Origin of the sequence: Microbacterium sp. K35 (genome assembly GCF_004794375.1) — a bacterium.
Taxonomy (GTDB): Bacteria; Actinomycetota; Actinomycetes; order Actinomycetales; family Microbacteriaceae; genus Microbacterium; species Microbacterium sufflavum.
The window spans coordinates 1-13210 of the sequence record NZ_SSDM01000164.1; the positions used below are offsets into that span (position 1 = coordinate 1).

15 protein-coding genes are annotated in these 13210 nt (G+C 71.4%); 9 read left to right on the forward strand and 6 right to left on the reverse strand.

Annotation, left to right across the window (positions count from 1 at the left end; genetic code table 11):
• Together DW299_RS06045 and DW299_RS06050 are read left to right on the forward strand one after the other, a co-directional pair.
• The coding region (locus DW299_RS06045; RefSeq protein ID WP_136036043.1) for a peptidase dimerization domain-containing protein at positions 1-477 on the forward strand (477 nt) is incomplete at its 5' end.
• A 55-nt stretch (positions 478-532) separates the two neighbouring features.
• Complete coding sequence (locus DW299_RS06050) at positions 533-1996, forward strand: MFS transporter (protein ID WP_136036044.1); 1464 nt, start codon at positions 533-535, stop codon at positions 1994-1996.
• Positions 1997-2034: 38 nt separating this feature from the next.
• Here DW299_RS06050 and DW299_RS06055 read toward each other — a convergent pair whose 3' ends face one another.
• The 3 genes from DW299_RS06055 to DW299_RS06065 form a co-directional block, all read right to left on the reverse strand.
• Positions 2035-2334 (reverse strand): hypothetical protein, encoded by a 300-nt coding sequence (locus tag DW299_RS06055; protein WP_136036045.1) that lies wholly within the window; start codon positions 2332-2334, stop codon positions 2035-2037.
• A gap of 131 nt (positions 2335-2465) precedes the next feature.
• The gene (locus DW299_RS06060) at positions 2466-2867 is read right to left on the reverse strand and encodes a VOC family protein (protein ID WP_136030594.1); all 402 of its coding nucleotides are present in this window, start codon (positions 2865-2867) and stop codon (positions 2466-2468) included.
• A gap of 31 nt (positions 2868-2898) precedes the next feature.
• On the reverse strand, positions 2899-3666 hold the full coding sequence (locus tag DW299_RS06065) for a siderophore-interacting protein (protein ID WP_136036046.1): 768 nt from the start codon (positions 3664-3666) through the stop codon (positions 2899-2901).
• A gap of 105 nt (positions 3667-3771) precedes the next feature.
• On the opposite strand from DW299_RS06065, the gene DW299_RS06070 reads away from it, so the two are divergent.
• The 4 genes from DW299_RS06070 to DW299_RS06085 are packed head-to-tail and all read left to right on the forward strand — an operon-like array spanning position 3772 to position 7591.
• Positions 3772-4767: a siderophore ABC transporter substrate-binding protein gene (locus tag DW299_RS06070; RefSeq protein WP_136036047.1), complete on the forward strand. Its 996-nt coding sequence runs from the start codon at positions 3772-3774 to the stop codon at positions 4765-4767.
• A gap of 49 nt (positions 4768-4816) precedes the next feature.
• On the forward strand, positions 4817-5803 hold the full coding sequence (locus DW299_RS06075) for an iron chelate uptake ABC transporter family permease subunit (RefSeq protein WP_136036048.1): 987 nt from the start codon (positions 4817-4819) through the stop codon (positions 5801-5803).
• Positions 5796-6839, forward strand: a complete 1044-nt coding sequence (locus tag DW299_RS06080) for an iron chelate uptake ABC transporter family permease subunit (RefSeq protein WP_136030602.1) — start codon at positions 5796-5798, stop codon at positions 6837-6839. The genes DW299_RS06075 and DW299_RS06080 overlap by 8 nt, the downstream gene beginning before the upstream one ends.
• Entirely contained in the window at positions 6836-7591 is a 756-nt protein-coding gene (locus tag DW299_RS06085) for an iron ABC transporter ATP-binding protein (protein WP_136036049.1), read from the forward strand. Before DW299_RS06080 ends, DW299_RS06085 begins: the two co-directional genes overlap by 4 nt.
• Here DW299_RS06085 and DW299_RS06090 read toward each other — a convergent pair.
• From DW299_RS06090 to DW299_RS06100, 3 genes are all read right to left on the reverse strand, one after another.
• Positions 7588-7785 (reverse strand): hypothetical protein, encoded by a 198-nt coding sequence (locus DW299_RS06090; protein WP_136030607.1) that lies wholly within the window; start codon positions 7783-7785, stop codon positions 7588-7590. The two genes, DW299_RS06085 and DW299_RS06090, sit on opposite strands and share 4 nt — an antisense overlap.
• A 50-nt stretch (positions 7786-7835) precedes the next feature.
• Positions 7836-8795: a DNA-3-methyladenine glycosylase family protein gene (locus DW299_RS06095; protein ID WP_136036050.1), complete on the reverse strand. Its 960-nt coding sequence runs from the start codon at positions 8793-8795 to the stop codon at positions 7836-7838.
• 100 nt (positions 8796-8895) lie between these two features.
• Positions 8896-9603 carry a winged helix-turn-helix domain-containing protein gene (locus DW299_RS06100; RefSeq protein WP_136030611.1) on the reverse strand — a complete coding sequence of 236 codons (708 nt, stop codon included), beginning with the start codon at positions 9601-9603 and terminating at the stop codon, positions 8896-8898.
• A gap of 330 nt (positions 9604-9933) precedes the next feature.
• Between DW299_RS06100 and DW299_RS06105 the strand changes: the two genes are divergently transcribed.
• From DW299_RS06105 to DW299_RS06115, 3 genes are all read left to right on the forward strand, one after another.
• Complete coding sequence (locus tag DW299_RS06105; RefSeq protein WP_136030613.1) at positions 9934-10242, forward strand: GNAT family N-acetyltransferase; 309 nt, start codon at positions 9934-9936, stop codon at positions 10240-10242.
• A 110-nt stretch (positions 10243-10352) separates the two neighbouring features.
• The gene (locus DW299_RS06110) at positions 10353-11522 is read left to right on the forward strand and encodes an exonuclease SbcCD subunit D (RefSeq protein WP_136036051.1); all 1170 of its coding nucleotides are present in this window, start codon (positions 10353-10355) and stop codon (positions 11520-11522) included.
• Positions 11523-13210 (forward strand): AAA family ATPase (locus tag DW299_RS06115; RefSeq protein ID WP_136036052.1); only part of this gene is annotated, 1688 nt, incomplete at its 3' end.

The window sequence follows — 13210 nt, forward strand, 5'->3', positions numbered from 1 at the left end:
CCCGACTGCATGGTGCGCACGACGGTCGCGCCCACCATGCAGTCGGGCGGCACCGCCGCGAACGTGCTGCCCTCGCAGGCGTCGGCCACGGTGAACCTGCGCATCGCGCTCGGCGAGACCACGCAGCAGACCGTGTACCGCGTGCGTCGACGGGTGCGCGATCCGCTCGTCTCCGTGGAGGTGGTGGAGGCCAGTGAGCCGTCGCCGGAGTCGTCGACCGAGAACGCGCAGTTCGCCCTGCTCGCCGCGGCGCTCGACGTCTCGCACCCCGGCGTCCCCGCCGTGCCGTACGTGATGATGGCGGCGACCGACTCCCGGCACTTCCACCGGTTCGCCCCGGCCGTGTACCGCTTCGCGCCGCTGGACATGTCGAATGCGCAGCGCGCATCGATCCACGGCGTCGACGAGAGCGTGGGGATCGCGGCGCTGGAGCGGGGGGAGCGGTTCCATCGCGCCCTCCTCGAACGACTAGGGTGATCTCACCCCCTCCGGGATCCACCCCGGCACCCGACCTCTCGAAGCAGGAGACGCGATGACGCGCACCCGCACCCTGGGCACCCTCGCCGTGGTCGTCGGCTTCCTCGCGTTCGTCGAGTTCACCAGCGGCGTGCTCCAGGGGTACTACACGCCGATGCTCAGCGACATCGCCCGCCACCTGGGCATCCACGACGCCGACGTGAACTGGCTGGAGGGGTCGCAGCTGATGCTGTCGGCACTCGTGGTGCCCGCGTTCGCGAAGCTCGGCGACATGCTCGGCCACAAGCGCATGCTGCTGATCTCGACCGCCGTGACCGCGGCCGCCGCGCTCGTGCTGCCGTTCACCGACTCGTTCGCGGTGTTCCTGCTCGCCTGGTCGCTCATGGGCTTCTATGTGGTGTGGCTGCCGCTGGAGATCGCCCTGATCTGGTCGCGGTCACGGCGCATGGAGGGGCGCTCGTCGATCACGGCGAAGGCGGCGGGCCTCCTGGTCGCCGCCCTGGAGGGTGGGGCGATCATCGGCGCCCTCGTCGGCGGCGCGCTGATCGACGCCCTCCCGCTGACGGTCGTGCTGCTCGTGCCCGCCGTGCTGATCGTGGTGTGCTTCTTCGTGATCCTGTTCGGCGTGCGGGAGTCGCCCGAGCCGACCGGCGGCGTGTTCGACACGGTCGGCCTGGTGCTGATCTCCCTCGCGCTGCTGTGCTTCACGGGCGGGCTCAGCCTGCTGCGCCTCGAGGGCGGCCTCGGCAACCCGTGGTCGTGGGCGGTCGTGGCGCTGGGGCTTCTGCTGGTCGTGCCGTTCGTGCGGTGGGAGCTGCGCTGCGACGACCCGCTGATCGACGTGCGCATGTTCCGGTCTCCGGCGCTCGGGCCCGTGTTCCTCACGGCGGGACTGTTCGGGGTGAGCGTGCTGGGCGCGCAGGCGCCGCTGTCGACCTTCGCGCGCACCGACCCCGAGGTGTACGGCTACGGGCTGGGGACGACCGGCTTCGCGACGTCGCTGATCATCGGGGTGTACCTGGTCGCGATGATCGCGGGCGCGCTGCTGTTCCCGGTCGTGGCACGCCGGGCGTCGCCGCGGATCACGCTCCTCGGGGCGTCGGTGCTGGTGGGCATCGGGTTCCTGCTGTTCCTGCCGTTCCACGACGCCTATGGGCAGGTGATCGCGAACATGGTCGTGGTGGGGCTCGGCTCCGGCGCCCTCGTGGCGGCGCTGCCGGCCGCGGCGGCGTCGGCGGCTCCGGCGACGCAGACGGGCGTCGCGACCGGGCTCACCAACTCCGTGAAGACCGTGGGCGGTGCGATCGCCTCGTGCGTCTTCGGCATCGCACTACTCCACGGCGTCGCGAGTGGTGCGGGCGCGGTCGCCGACGGGACGGCGGGGTCGCTCGCGGGCTATGTCACGGTGTGGGTCGTCTGCGGGGCGACCGCGCTCGCCGCTGCGGTGCTCCTGCTGTTCGTGCCGAAGCAGGCCTTCACGGATCGCGCGGTCGAGGCCGAGGCGGCACCGGTCGCCTGACGGCCGGGCGAGCAGCGCGGTCGGACGGATCGGCCGCGTCAGGCGTCGCGGTCGAGGCCGAACGTGCGCTTCACCAGGGCCTGCACGTCGCGGTCGAGACCGTCGATCCGGGTGTGCACGGCATCGAAGCGCGCGTCGACGGCGTCGAACCGGGCGTCGACCGTCGCGAAGCGGGCGTCAACCGCGTCGAAGCGGCCGTTCATCTCGTTGCGGAGCCCGCCGACCTCGCTGCGGAGCACGCGGACGAACATCGTCGACATCACGGTCAGGGTGCCGCACATCAGAGCGGTGAACGCGCCGATCATCGTCCAGATCTGTGCCGCATCCACCGATTCCATCTCCTCATCGTCGCATCGGATGATCCACCCTGCCAGCATCCTGGTGCCGGGCCCGACCACGTCTCCGAGAACCGCGGGACGGGGTGCTCGGCGCGTATCGGTGCAGAGAGAGTGGTCCTGCGACGGCGCGGTCAGGCGTCCTTCGGCGGGTTGTACATGAACTCGACGCGGATGCCGTCGGCGTCCTCCACGAAGGAGGCGTAGTAGCGCTCCGAGTAGCGGGGATACTCCTTGGGCTCCCGCACCGCGCTCCACCCGGCGTCGAGCGCGAGCGCGTGGAAGCGGTCGACCTCCGCGCGCGACGGCATCGCGAAGGCGAGGTGCTGCCACCCGATGCGTCCGTGCCGATGCGGCTCCGAGTCCTCGTCCCACGTGTAGAGGATGATCTCGGTCTCGTCACCGTTGTGCCACGAGATGGAGTGGTCGTCCTCCCCGCCGGACTCGTAGCCGAGCGCGGTCAGGACGGGATGGAACTGCGCCCGCCCCCGCTCGAGGTCGCCGACGGTGATGCCCAGGTGATCGAGGAGTGCCATCGGCCCAGTCTGTCAGCGATCGCGGACGGTGTCAGTGGGGAGCGTGATACTCGGCTTCGCCCCGCTTCCAGTACCCCTTCACGACGGCCTTCGCGGTGTCGACACCCCACCGGTCGAGCAGCGCGCGACCCGGCTTGACGATCGACTGCTCCGCCGCGATGAACACGAACGGATCGGTGCCGACGAGGTCGTCTCCCGACAGCGACTCCAGGAACGCGATCAGCGCCGAGCCGGCCGGGTCGTCCCCGCGGTGCAGCCACTGCACCGGTACCGGGGCGGCGAGGTCGAGCTCGCCGCTCTCGGCCACGGTCTCGATCACGATGCGGGCCGGGGCGTCGTCGGGGATCAGCGCGGCGAAACGGCGGATCGCGGGGATCGCGGTCTCGTCGCCGACGAGCAGCCAGGAGCCTGGGGTGCCGGTGACGACGGCGGCGCCGCGCGGACCGCCGACGCCGATCTCGGAGCCAAGGCGCGCGGTGGCCGCCCACGGTGCGGCGACGCCCTGGTCGCCGTGCACCGCGAACTCGACGTCGAGCCAGTCCTCGCCCCACGCGAGCGGCGTGTACTCGCGGCTGGGCGCGGCGCGCAGTTCCTCCACCGACTCCACGGGGCCGTCCGGGAAGAACAGGCGCATGTGGTCATCGGCGCCGGGGGAGTCGAATCCGGCGAGGTCCGGCCCGGTGAGGCGCACGCGCACGAAGTCCGGGGCGAGCCACTCGCGCGCGGTCAGGGTGACGGTGCGGAAGCGCAGCTCGAGGCCGCGACGCTCGATCGTGAAGCCGGATTTCGTATCGCTCATAAAGTAAGGCTAACCTAAAAAGCACGACGGATGGTTCCCTGCGATCCGCTCCGTCCGACCGGCGCCCTCGAGTGCGCGACCACCCCGCAGAACAGGAGTCTCTCCATGTCCGTGCCCAGAACCCTCACCGCCACCAGCGTCGCCCTGGTCGGCCTGCTCGCGCTCTCCGGCTGCGCCACCGGCGCCGAAGCCGAACCCGAGGAGACCGCCGCCGCCTCCGGCACCGTGACCGTCGAGGACAACACGGGCGAACACGAGATCGCCACCCCGCCCGCCTCGGTCGTCGCCCTCGACAACCGCACCTTCCAGACCCTGTCCGACTGGGGCATCGAGCTCTCCGCCGGCGCCGTCTCCCTCATGCCGGAGACCGTGTCGTACGCGAAGGACGACGGCATCGTCGACATCGGCCTGCACACCGAGCCCGACCTGGAGGCGATCGTCGCGGCCGACCCCGACCTCATCATCAGCGGTCAGCGCTTCACGCAGCACAATGCCGCGATCGCCGAGCTCGTCCCCGACGCCACGATCATCGACCTCGAACCGCGCGACGGCGAGGCGTTCGACGCCGAACTCAAGCGACAGACCACCGTCCTCGGCGAGATCTTCGGCAAGCAGGACGAGGCGCAGAAGCTGGTCGACGAGTTCGACGCCGCGGTCGAGCGGGCCAAGGCCGCCTACGACGACGCCGACACCGTCATGGCCGTCAACACCTCGGGCGGCCAGATCGGCTACCTCGCTCCGACCGTCGGCCGCTCGCTCGGCCCGATCTACGACATCCTCGGCCTCACGCCGGCCCTCGAGGTCGACGACGCGAGCGACGACCACCAGGGCGACGAGATCTCGGTCGAGGCGATCGCGGCCTCGAACCCCGACTGGATCCTCGTGCTCGATCGCGACGCGGTGTTCGCGGCGGAGACGCCCGACTACGTGCAGGCCGCCGAGATCCTGGAGAGTTCCGAGGCCCTCGCCGGCGTCACCGCGGTGAAGGACGAGCAGATCGTCTACATGCCCACCGACACGTACCTGAACGAGAGCATCCAGACGTACACCGCGTTCCTGAACGACCTCGCCGACGCGCTCGAGAAGAGCGACGACAAGTAAGGGCCGGGTGGCGGCGCCCGCGATCAGGGCGCCGCCACCGGCATCCCCCATGACCTCTCCTCTCCTCGCCCCGACGCCGCGATCGTCCGCGCGGCTGTTCGACCCGAAGCTGCTCCTCGGGGTGCTCGTCGTCGCGGTTCTCCTGGCGCTCTCGCTCGTCACCGGCGTCTACGACATCGCCGGTGCCGACGACGGCGCGCAGATGTTCCAGATCACCCGCGTGCCCCGCACGATCGCCCTCGTGCTGGCCGGGGCCGCGATGGCGATGGCGGGCCTGGTGATGCAGCTGCTCACCCAGAACCGCTTCGTCGAGCCGACGACGACCGGCACGACCGAATGGGCGGGCCTCGGCCTGCTCGCCGTGATGCTGCTGGTGCCGCAGCCGTCCCTGCCGCTGCGCATGGCCGGGGCCGTGCTGGCCGCCTTCGTCGGCACGATGGTCTTCTTCGCCTTCCTGCGGCGGGTGGCGCTCAAGTCCTCGCTCATCGTCCCCATCGTCGGCATCATGCTGGGGGCGGTCGTCGGCGCGATCACCACCTACCTCGCGCTCGTCACGAACTCGCTGCAGATCATCGGCGTGTGGTTCGCCGGCAGCTTCACGTCGGTCATGCGCGGCCAGTACGAGATGCTGTGGATCGTCGCGCTCATCGGGGTGATCGTGTTCCTCGTCGCCGATCGGCTGACCATCGCCGGACTGGGGGAGGAGATCGCGACGAACGTCGGGGTGAACTACAACCGGATGATCCTGCTCGGCACCGTGCTGATCGCCGTCACGACCGGCGTCGTGACGGTCGTCGTCGGCAACCTGCCCTTCCTCGGGCTGATCGTGCCGAACATCGTGTCGATGGTGCGCGGCGACGACCTGCGCAGCAACCTGCCCTGGGTCTGCCTGCTGGGCATCGCGATCGTCACCGTGTGCGACATCATCGGCCGCACGATCATCATGCCCTTCGAGGTGCCCGTGTCGCTGATCCTCGGGGTCGTCGGGGCGGTCGTGTTCGTGCTCCTCCTGCTGAGGCAGCGTCGTCGTGGCTGAGCGGACGGCGACGGAGTCCCGGCCCGACGCGACGACCCGGTCGGCCGGTTCCTTCACGACGCCCCGCGCGCGTCGCCGCTACGTCGTGGTGCTGGTCGTGCTCGCCGTGATCGCCGCCGGATCCGCGTTCGGGCTCCTGGCGTGGGACAACCCGATGCCCGTCGGCACGCCGGGGTTCTGGCGCATCGCCCAGCACCGCGCGACCGCCGTGGTCGTGATGGCCGTCGTCGCCGTGGCCCAGGCCGTGGCGACCGTGAGCTTCCAGACCGTCACGAACAACCGCATCATCACGCCGTCGATCATGGGCTTCGAGTCGCTCTACCGCGTGGTGCAGACCACCACCGTGTACCTGTTCGGCGTCGCGGGGCTGGTCGCCGTCCAGGGGGCGGGACAGTTCGCCCTCCAGGTCGTGATCATGGTGGGCCTCGCCGTGGTCCTCTACGGGTGGTTGCTCTCGGGGCGCTACGGCAATCTCCAGATCATGCTGCTCGTGGGCATCGTGATCGGCGGAGGGCTGGGCGCGATCGCCACGTTCATGCAGCGGTTGCTGACGCCGAGCGAGTTCGACGTGCTCGCGGCCCGCCTGTTCGGCAACGTGTCGAACGCCGACCCGGCGTACCTCCCCCTCGCGATCCCGCTGGTCGCCGGAGCCTCGCTGCTGCTGTGGTCGCGGTCGCGTCGGCTCAACGTGCTCGCGCTCGGTCCCGACGCGGCCCGGTCCCTCGGGATCGATCACCGACGCGAGCAGTTCCTCGTGCTGACGCTGGTCGCGGTGCTCATGGCGACCTCGACCGCCCTGGTCGGTCCGATGACGTTCCTCGGGTTCCTCGTCGCGACGCTCGCCTACCAGTTCGCCGACTCGCACGACCATCGGCTGATCTTCCCGGTCGCGGTGCTCACCGCGTTCTCGATCCTCGCCGGGGCGTACTTCGTGATGAAGAACGTGTTCTACGCGCAGGGCATGGTGTCGATCCTGATCGAGATCGTCGGCGGCACCGTGTTCCTCCTCGTCATCCTCCGAAAGGGCAGACTGTGATCGCACTCGACGGCGTGCGCCGTGACTACAGCAGCGAGGTCGCGATCGGACCCGTCGACCTCCGCATCCCCGCGGGCGGCATCACCGCCCTCATCGGACCCAACGGCGCGGGCAAGTCCACGCTGCTGACGATGATCGGCCGGCTCAACGGCATGGACGCCGGCGCCATCGAGATCGCCGGACTGGATGTGGCGTCCACGAAGTCGAAGGACCTGGCGAAGGTGGTGTCGATCCTGCGGCAGGAGAACCACTTCGTCACGCGCCTCACCGTCCGCCAGCTCGTCGGGTTCGGGCGCTTCCCGCACTCCCAGGGGCGCCTGAACCGGCACGACGAGGAGGTCATCAGCCAGGCGATCGACTTCCTCGACCTCGGCGCGCTGGAGGGGCGCTACCTCGACGAGCTCTCCGGAGGGCAGCGACAGCGGGCCTACGTGGCGATGGTGCTCGCGCAGGACACGGAGGTCGTGCTGCTCGATGAACCCCTCAACAACCTCGACATGCGGCACGCGGTGCAGATGATGAAGCACCTGCGGCGGGCGGCCGAGGAGCTAGGGCGCACGATCGTCATCGTGCTGCACGACATCAACTTCGCCAGTCACTACGCCGACCACATCTGCGCCATGAAGGACGGGCGGGTGGTGGAGTTCGGCCCGCCCGCGCAGATCATGACCGACGACGTGCTGACCCGCGTGTTCGACACCGAGGTGCGGGTGGTCGAGGGACCCTCCGGTCCCCTCGCGGTGTACTACTAGAGCTCGATGCCGTGGTCTTCGTCGTTCACGCCGGCGTTGTGGCCGCGGCGCGACTCGTAGCCCAGGAACCACCCGAGCCAGACGATCGCGGCGAGCAGCACCCCGAGCCACACGTTCTGGAAGATGAGACCGACGACCACGCCGACGATCAGCAGGCCGAGGGTGACGGTGATCCGGAGCGCGGCGCGGGACATGGCCTCAGCATACGTCCCGGCGCCCCGTGGGCGTGCGGCCGTATCGCGGCTCAGCGGCGACGGTGGTCCTCGGGGGCGAGCCGGGGTCCGCGTCGCGGTTCGACCAGGCCGCTCGCGAAGATGAGCCGGATGACGCGCTGGCGGTGGCCGGACCACGGCTCCAGTAGCTCGATCATCCCCGCGTCGTCCGTGCGATGACCCGCGAGGGCGTGGCCGACCTCGTGCGCGAGATGGTAGTCGCCCACGCTGACCGCATCCGGGTCGCCCAGCGCGCGGATCCTCGTCTCGGCCGCGGTCCACACGCCCACGCCGGGCAGGCTCGTGAGCACGCGGTCGCGGTCCGCTCCTGTCTCCGCCGCCTGCACGGCCCGCGCGATGCGGTCGCCGCGTTCGGCGGCGCGCACGATCGTCTTGGACTGCGGGGGTTCGACGCCCGCGCGGTGCCACGCCCACGACGGGATGCGCCGCCACTGCTCGGCGGTCGGCGCGACGGCCATCGGGCGCGGGGTGGGGCCGGGTGCGCGGTCGCCGTAGCGCGAGACCAGGTAGCGCCACGCGCCGAACGCCTGCATCGAGGTGACCTTCTGCTCCAGGATCGCGCAGGCGAGCGCGTCGAACACCTCGTCGGTGCGGGCGAGCCGGATGCCGGGGTTGCGCCGGGCGGCTTCGGCGACGAGGGGGTGGTGCGACGGGTCGAACCCGGTGGGGTCGTCGGTCGCGCCGCAGAGCGCGGGGACGAGGGACAGGGCGTGGTCGGCGCCCGGACCCCATGCGGTCGCCGTCACGGCGTTCCCCGCCATGCGCAGCGCGAGCGTGGACGGGCCCTGCGGAGTGCGCACCGCGCGCCAGATGACGTGACCGTCGAACACGGTGGTCGGGTCGGTGCCACCGCGGCGCAGCATCCCCACCGTGCGGCGGAGGTCGAGCGGATGCGGCGGACGGTAGGTGGTCTCCCGCCGCAGGTCCGCCGGCACGGCCGCAGGGGGCGCTGACGGGGCGGTGAGGGTCATGCGCCCACCCTACGCGGCGCTCCTGACATCGGCTCCCGGCGTGCGCCGCGGCCCGCGGGGGCCGTGCTCGGCACGATGGCCGAGCCGCGCGGGCGTGCTCTCAGAAGCGGTCGGGCGAGGGGGTGCCGTGGCCGTAGCGGATGACGACGTCGGCGTGGCGATCGAACCGGTAGCCGATGCCGCGGACCGTCCGGACGATGTCCTCGTAGCGGCCGAGCTTGGCCCGCAGCCGGCGCACGTGCACGTCGATCGTGCGCTCGCCGGGGGCCTCGTCGTCCTGCGCCTGCCACAGGGCGGAGACCAGCTCGCTGCGCTCGATCGTGCGGCCCTCGCGGAGCACGAGGTACTGCAGCAGCTCGAACTCCTTGTACGTGAAGGCGGCGGACTCGCCGTCGATCAGGACGCGCTTGCGGGAGATGTCGACGGTGACCCCGGTCTCCTCCGGCACCGTCTCCTCTTCGGCTGCGGCCTTGGTCCTGGCGATCGCGCCGGGCTCCTGCAGGGCGAGCCGGACGACGTCCAGGTCGCGGCCACCCGAGCCGTGCGGGGCGAGGGCGACGGTCGCGTGCGTCTCGGCGCCGGGTGCGAGCTCGGCGAGGGTGCGGCGGAGGGCGTCGACGAGGAGCGGGAGGCTGACGCCGGCTTCCGCTGCCTTGATCTCGTCGAGGCCGACGTAGAGGGCGAAGCCGCGCGGAGAGCGGACGGCGGGGAGGTCGGCACCGGCGGTGGCGGCGGAGTCGCTGCCGGGGTGGACGGTGCGGACGGGGGCGGTGGTGGCGGGACGCTCGAGAAGGGCGGAGTTCGACATGATGATGGAGTCCTCAAGACGTGAGCCCGAAGCGACGGGGGCTCGGATGCGTTGCATGAATGACCGGCGGAGCCGGGAAGCGAGCAAGGGTGGATGCTCGAGACGCTGCTCCCGCAGATGGCGAGGAGTCAGGTCAGGCGGGGTGGCTGTTCGTTCAGCGACACATTCGGCAACACATGCCAACGCGACCGGGCATCATCATCCCGGCAGTCCCGTTCGCCTCCTGGGCGGACAAAGGGCGTGCGTTGGTGGTCATGGGGGGATTATGTCCGATCGTGACGACGCATGTCAAAACGTCCGGGCGTGGCGGAGGGGCGTAACGTGGCACGGATGACGATCTCGCACACCGTCGGCGGCTTCATCCTGACCGACGAGAAGGACGCATCGCGGTATACGCTCACGCGCGACGGGAAGCTGGTCAGCGTGCTGGACTATCGCGACGACGGCCACACGATCGCCCTGACCCGCGCCTTCACGGTGCCGACTTTCCGCGGCCATGGCTACGCGGGAATCGTGGTCGACGGGGCGGTCGCCGACATCGAGGAGCGGGGCGACCGCACGGTCGACGCGGTCTGCTGGTACGTGGCGGAGTGGTTCGCCGCGCACCCCGAGCGAGCCGGAGTCCTCCGCCGCCGCTGAGGCGCGAGTATGACGCCGTGTTACGTGCACGGTCGTGCTTCCTCCGGCCGGCTCGGCTGCCCGCGGCGGGCCTCAGACCGAATGTCGGAGGTCGTTCGTACGGTGTGAGTATGCGGATCCTGCACACCTCGGACTGGCACATCGGCCGGACCTTCCACGGCAACTCCACGCTGGAGGCGCTCGCCGAGGTGCTCGCCGCCCTGACCGTCCAGGTCGAGCAGGAGGGGGTCGACGTCGTGGTCGTCGCGGGCGACGTCTTCGATTCGGCGACGCCGTCCGCCGCGGCGTACACGCTCCTCGGCGACGCGCTGGTGGCGCTGCACGCCACGGGCGCGCGGGTCATCGTGACCAGCGGCAACCACGACTCGGCGGCGCGACTCGGCTTCCAGTCGCGGCTGCTGCGCGACGGCATCCATGTGCTGACCGATCCGCTCGCGATCGGGCGGCCCGTCACGATCGCCGACGACCACGGCCCCGTGCACTTCTTCGGCATCCCGTACCTCGAGCCCGCCATCGTGCGGCAGCACTGGCCGGAGGGTGACGCCGACGGGCGGCAGCTGCGCACGCAGGCACAGACCATGGCCCATGCGATGCATCTCGTCCGCGCGGGGATGCAGGAGCACGACGGGCGCTCCGTCGCGATCGCCCACTGCTTCGCCGCGGGTGTCGAGCCCACCGAGGGCCTGGAGCGCGAGGTGCGCCAGGGCGGCCTCGACGTCGTGCCGCTGAGCGTGTTCGACGGCCCCGACTACGTGGCGCTCGGCCACATCCACGGGCGGCAGCAGGTGAGCGAGCGCGTGCGGTACGCCGGAGCGCCCCTGCACTACAGCTTCGGCGAGCAGCACAAGCCCCGAGGGTCCTGGCTCGTGGACCTCGACGCCGACGGGCTCGCCCGCGTCGAGTGGCGGGAGCTGCCGGTGCCGCGGCGTCTCGTCACGCTCACCGGCAGCTTCGCGGAGATCCTGTCCACGGAGAACATCACGGCCCATGCCGACGACTGGGTGTGCGCGGTGTACACCGATGCCGTGCCGCAGTCCGAGCCCATGCGACGACTGCGCGAGGCGTACCCGCACTGCGCCATGGTGCAGCACCAGCCGATCGCCACGCGTGAGACGGAGGAGCACTCGTACGCACAGCGCCTGCGCTCCGCGGTCACCGACGCCGACCGGATCGGGGCCTTCCTCGAGCACGTGCGCGCCGGGCAGGGCGCGACAGAGGTCGAGCGCGAGCTGATCCGCGAGGTCCTCGACGACCGCGTCCGAGCGGAGGCTCTCGTCTAGATGCGTCTGCACCGCCTGGAGGTCGAGGGATTCGGACCCTTCCGCGCACGCCAGATCGTCGACTTCGACGCGTTCGCCGACGACGGCATCTTCCTGATCGCCGGTCGCACGGGCGCCGGGAAGTCGAGCATCCTCGACGCCGTGTGCTTCGGCTTGTACGGCGGGGTGCCCCGGTACGAGGGTGGCGAGAAGCGGTTGCGCAGCGACCACTGCGAGCCCGAAGACCCGTCGGAAGTGGTGGTCGAGTTCAGCACGCCGTCCGGCCGCTACCGCGTGACCCGGTCGCCGGAGTACCTCCGCCCCGCGCGCCGCGGTGGGGGTATGACGAAGCAGGCCGCAGCCGTCTCGCTCGAGGAGTCGACCGCATCGGGGTGGGTCGGCCGAGCGGCGCGCGCCGTCGATGTGGCACAGGAGCTCGATGAGATCCTCCAGCTGAGCAGGGAGCAGTTCCTGCAGGTGATCCTGCTCGCGCAGAACCGGTTCTCGGAGTTCCTGCTGGCCGGAAGCCGGGACCGGCAGTCGCTGCTGCGGCGGCTGTTCGGCACCGAGCGCTTCGAAGACGTGCAGGCGCGCTTCGACGAGCGGCGGCGACAGGCCGAGCAGGCGCTGGGTTCGCGGCTGGCGACGGTCGTTGCGCGACTCGAGGAGGCCGAGCGCCTGGTGACGGACGCGGGCCTGGGCGGGGAGAACGGCGGCGGTGAGGACATCGGCGGCGAAACGACGGAGACCGCGACGACGCCCACTGTGCAGGATCGGCTCGACGCGCTCGGGCGCGCACTCGCTCGCGCCGAGTACCGCTCCGAGCGTCGGGCCTCGGAGCGTGCCGACGCCGAGCGGCGGTCGGCGGAGGCGGACGCGGCGCTGGCGGCGCGGCGGGAGGATCGCCGTGCCCAGGTCGAGCGCGACAGGGCACGCGCGGCCCTCGCCCGCCTCGACGCCGAGGAGCCCCGGATCGCGGAGGCCAGGGTCGAGCTCGGGAACGCACGTGCCGCTGAGGCGCTGCGACCGACCATCGCGGCCGCGGCTCGCGCGCGGGAGGCCCTGGCGGAGGCTGTTGCAGGCGAATCGCGCGCCGCGGAGGAGTGGACGGCGTACGGCATCGAGGTGGACGACCTGGAGGCGTGGGTCACCGAGCGCCTGCGCGAGATCGGCGGGTGGGAACGCGCGGTCGTGCTGGAGCGGCACGCGACCGAGCGCGACGCCGAGCAGCGGGCCGCGGAGGCCGATGCGGCCTCGGCGCAGGCGCGGGTCGAGACGGCCGAGACCGAGCGCGACGCCCTTCCGGTCCAGCTCGCCGAGGTGGAGGCGGAGCGTGCCGCCGCCAGAGACCTCGCCGCGGGGCGACCGGGGCGGGAGGCCGCACTGCTCGCCGCGAAGGACCGGTGGGATGCCGCCAGGACGGCCGAGCGTCTCGCCGCGGCATGCGACGCAGCGGAGGCCGAGCTCGCACGGGTGACCTCGGAGCACGCAACGGCGCAGTCCCGGCTCGCGCAGCTGCGCCAGCGCCGCATGGACGGGATGGCGGGGGAGCTCGCCACGGCCCTGGTGGAGGGTGAGGCCTGCGCCGTCTGCGGCTCGACGGAGCATCCCGCGCCGGCCACCCACACCGACCCCGTCTCGGTCGACGACATCGCCCTGGCCGAGTCCGCCCGGGACGTGGCGGCGGCGGGGGAGCGCGCCGCCACGTC

Coding starts and splice junctions, on each gene's coding strand:
- DW299_RS06050 (WP_136036044.1), top strand. CDS start 533: ATGACGCGCACCCGCACCCTGGGCACCCTCGCCGTGGTCGTCGGCTTC.
- DW299_RS06055 (WP_136036045.1), bottom strand. CDS start 2,334: ATGGAATCGGTGGATGCGGCACAGATCTGGACGATGATCGGCGCGTTC.
- DW299_RS06060 (WP_136030594.1), bottom strand. CDS start 2,867: ATGGCACTCCTCGATCACCTGGGCATCACCGTCGGCGACCTCGAGCGG.
- DW299_RS06065 (WP_136036046.1), bottom strand. CDS start 3,666: ATGAGCGATACGAAATCCGGCTTCACGATCGAGCGTCGCGGCCTCGAG.
- DW299_RS06070 (WP_136036047.1), top strand. CDS start 3,772: ATGTCCGTGCCCAGAACCCTCACCGCCACCAGCGTCGCCCTGGTCGGC.
- DW299_RS06075 (WP_136036048.1), top strand. CDS start 4,817: ATGACCTCTCCTCTCCTCGCCCCGACGCCGCGATCGTCCGCGCGGCTG.
- DW299_RS06090 (WP_136030607.1), bottom strand. CDS start 7,785: ATGTCCCGCGCCGCGCTCCGGATCACCGTCACCCTCGGCCTGCTGATC.
- DW299_RS06095 (WP_136036050.1), bottom strand. CDS start 8,795: ATGACCCTCACCGCCCCGTCAGCGCCCCCTGCGGCCGTGCCGGCGGAC.
- DW299_RS06100 (WP_136030611.1), bottom strand. CDS start 9,603: ATGTCGAACTCCGCCCTTCTCGAGCGTCCCGCCACCACCGCCCCCGTC.
- DW299_RS06105 (WP_136030613.1), top strand. CDS start 9,934: ATGACGATCTCGCACACCGTCGGCGGCTTCATCCTGACCGACGAGAAG.
- DW299_RS06110 (WP_136036051.1), top strand. CDS start 10,353: ATGCGGATCCTGCACACCTCGGACTGGCACATCGGCCGGACCTTCCAC.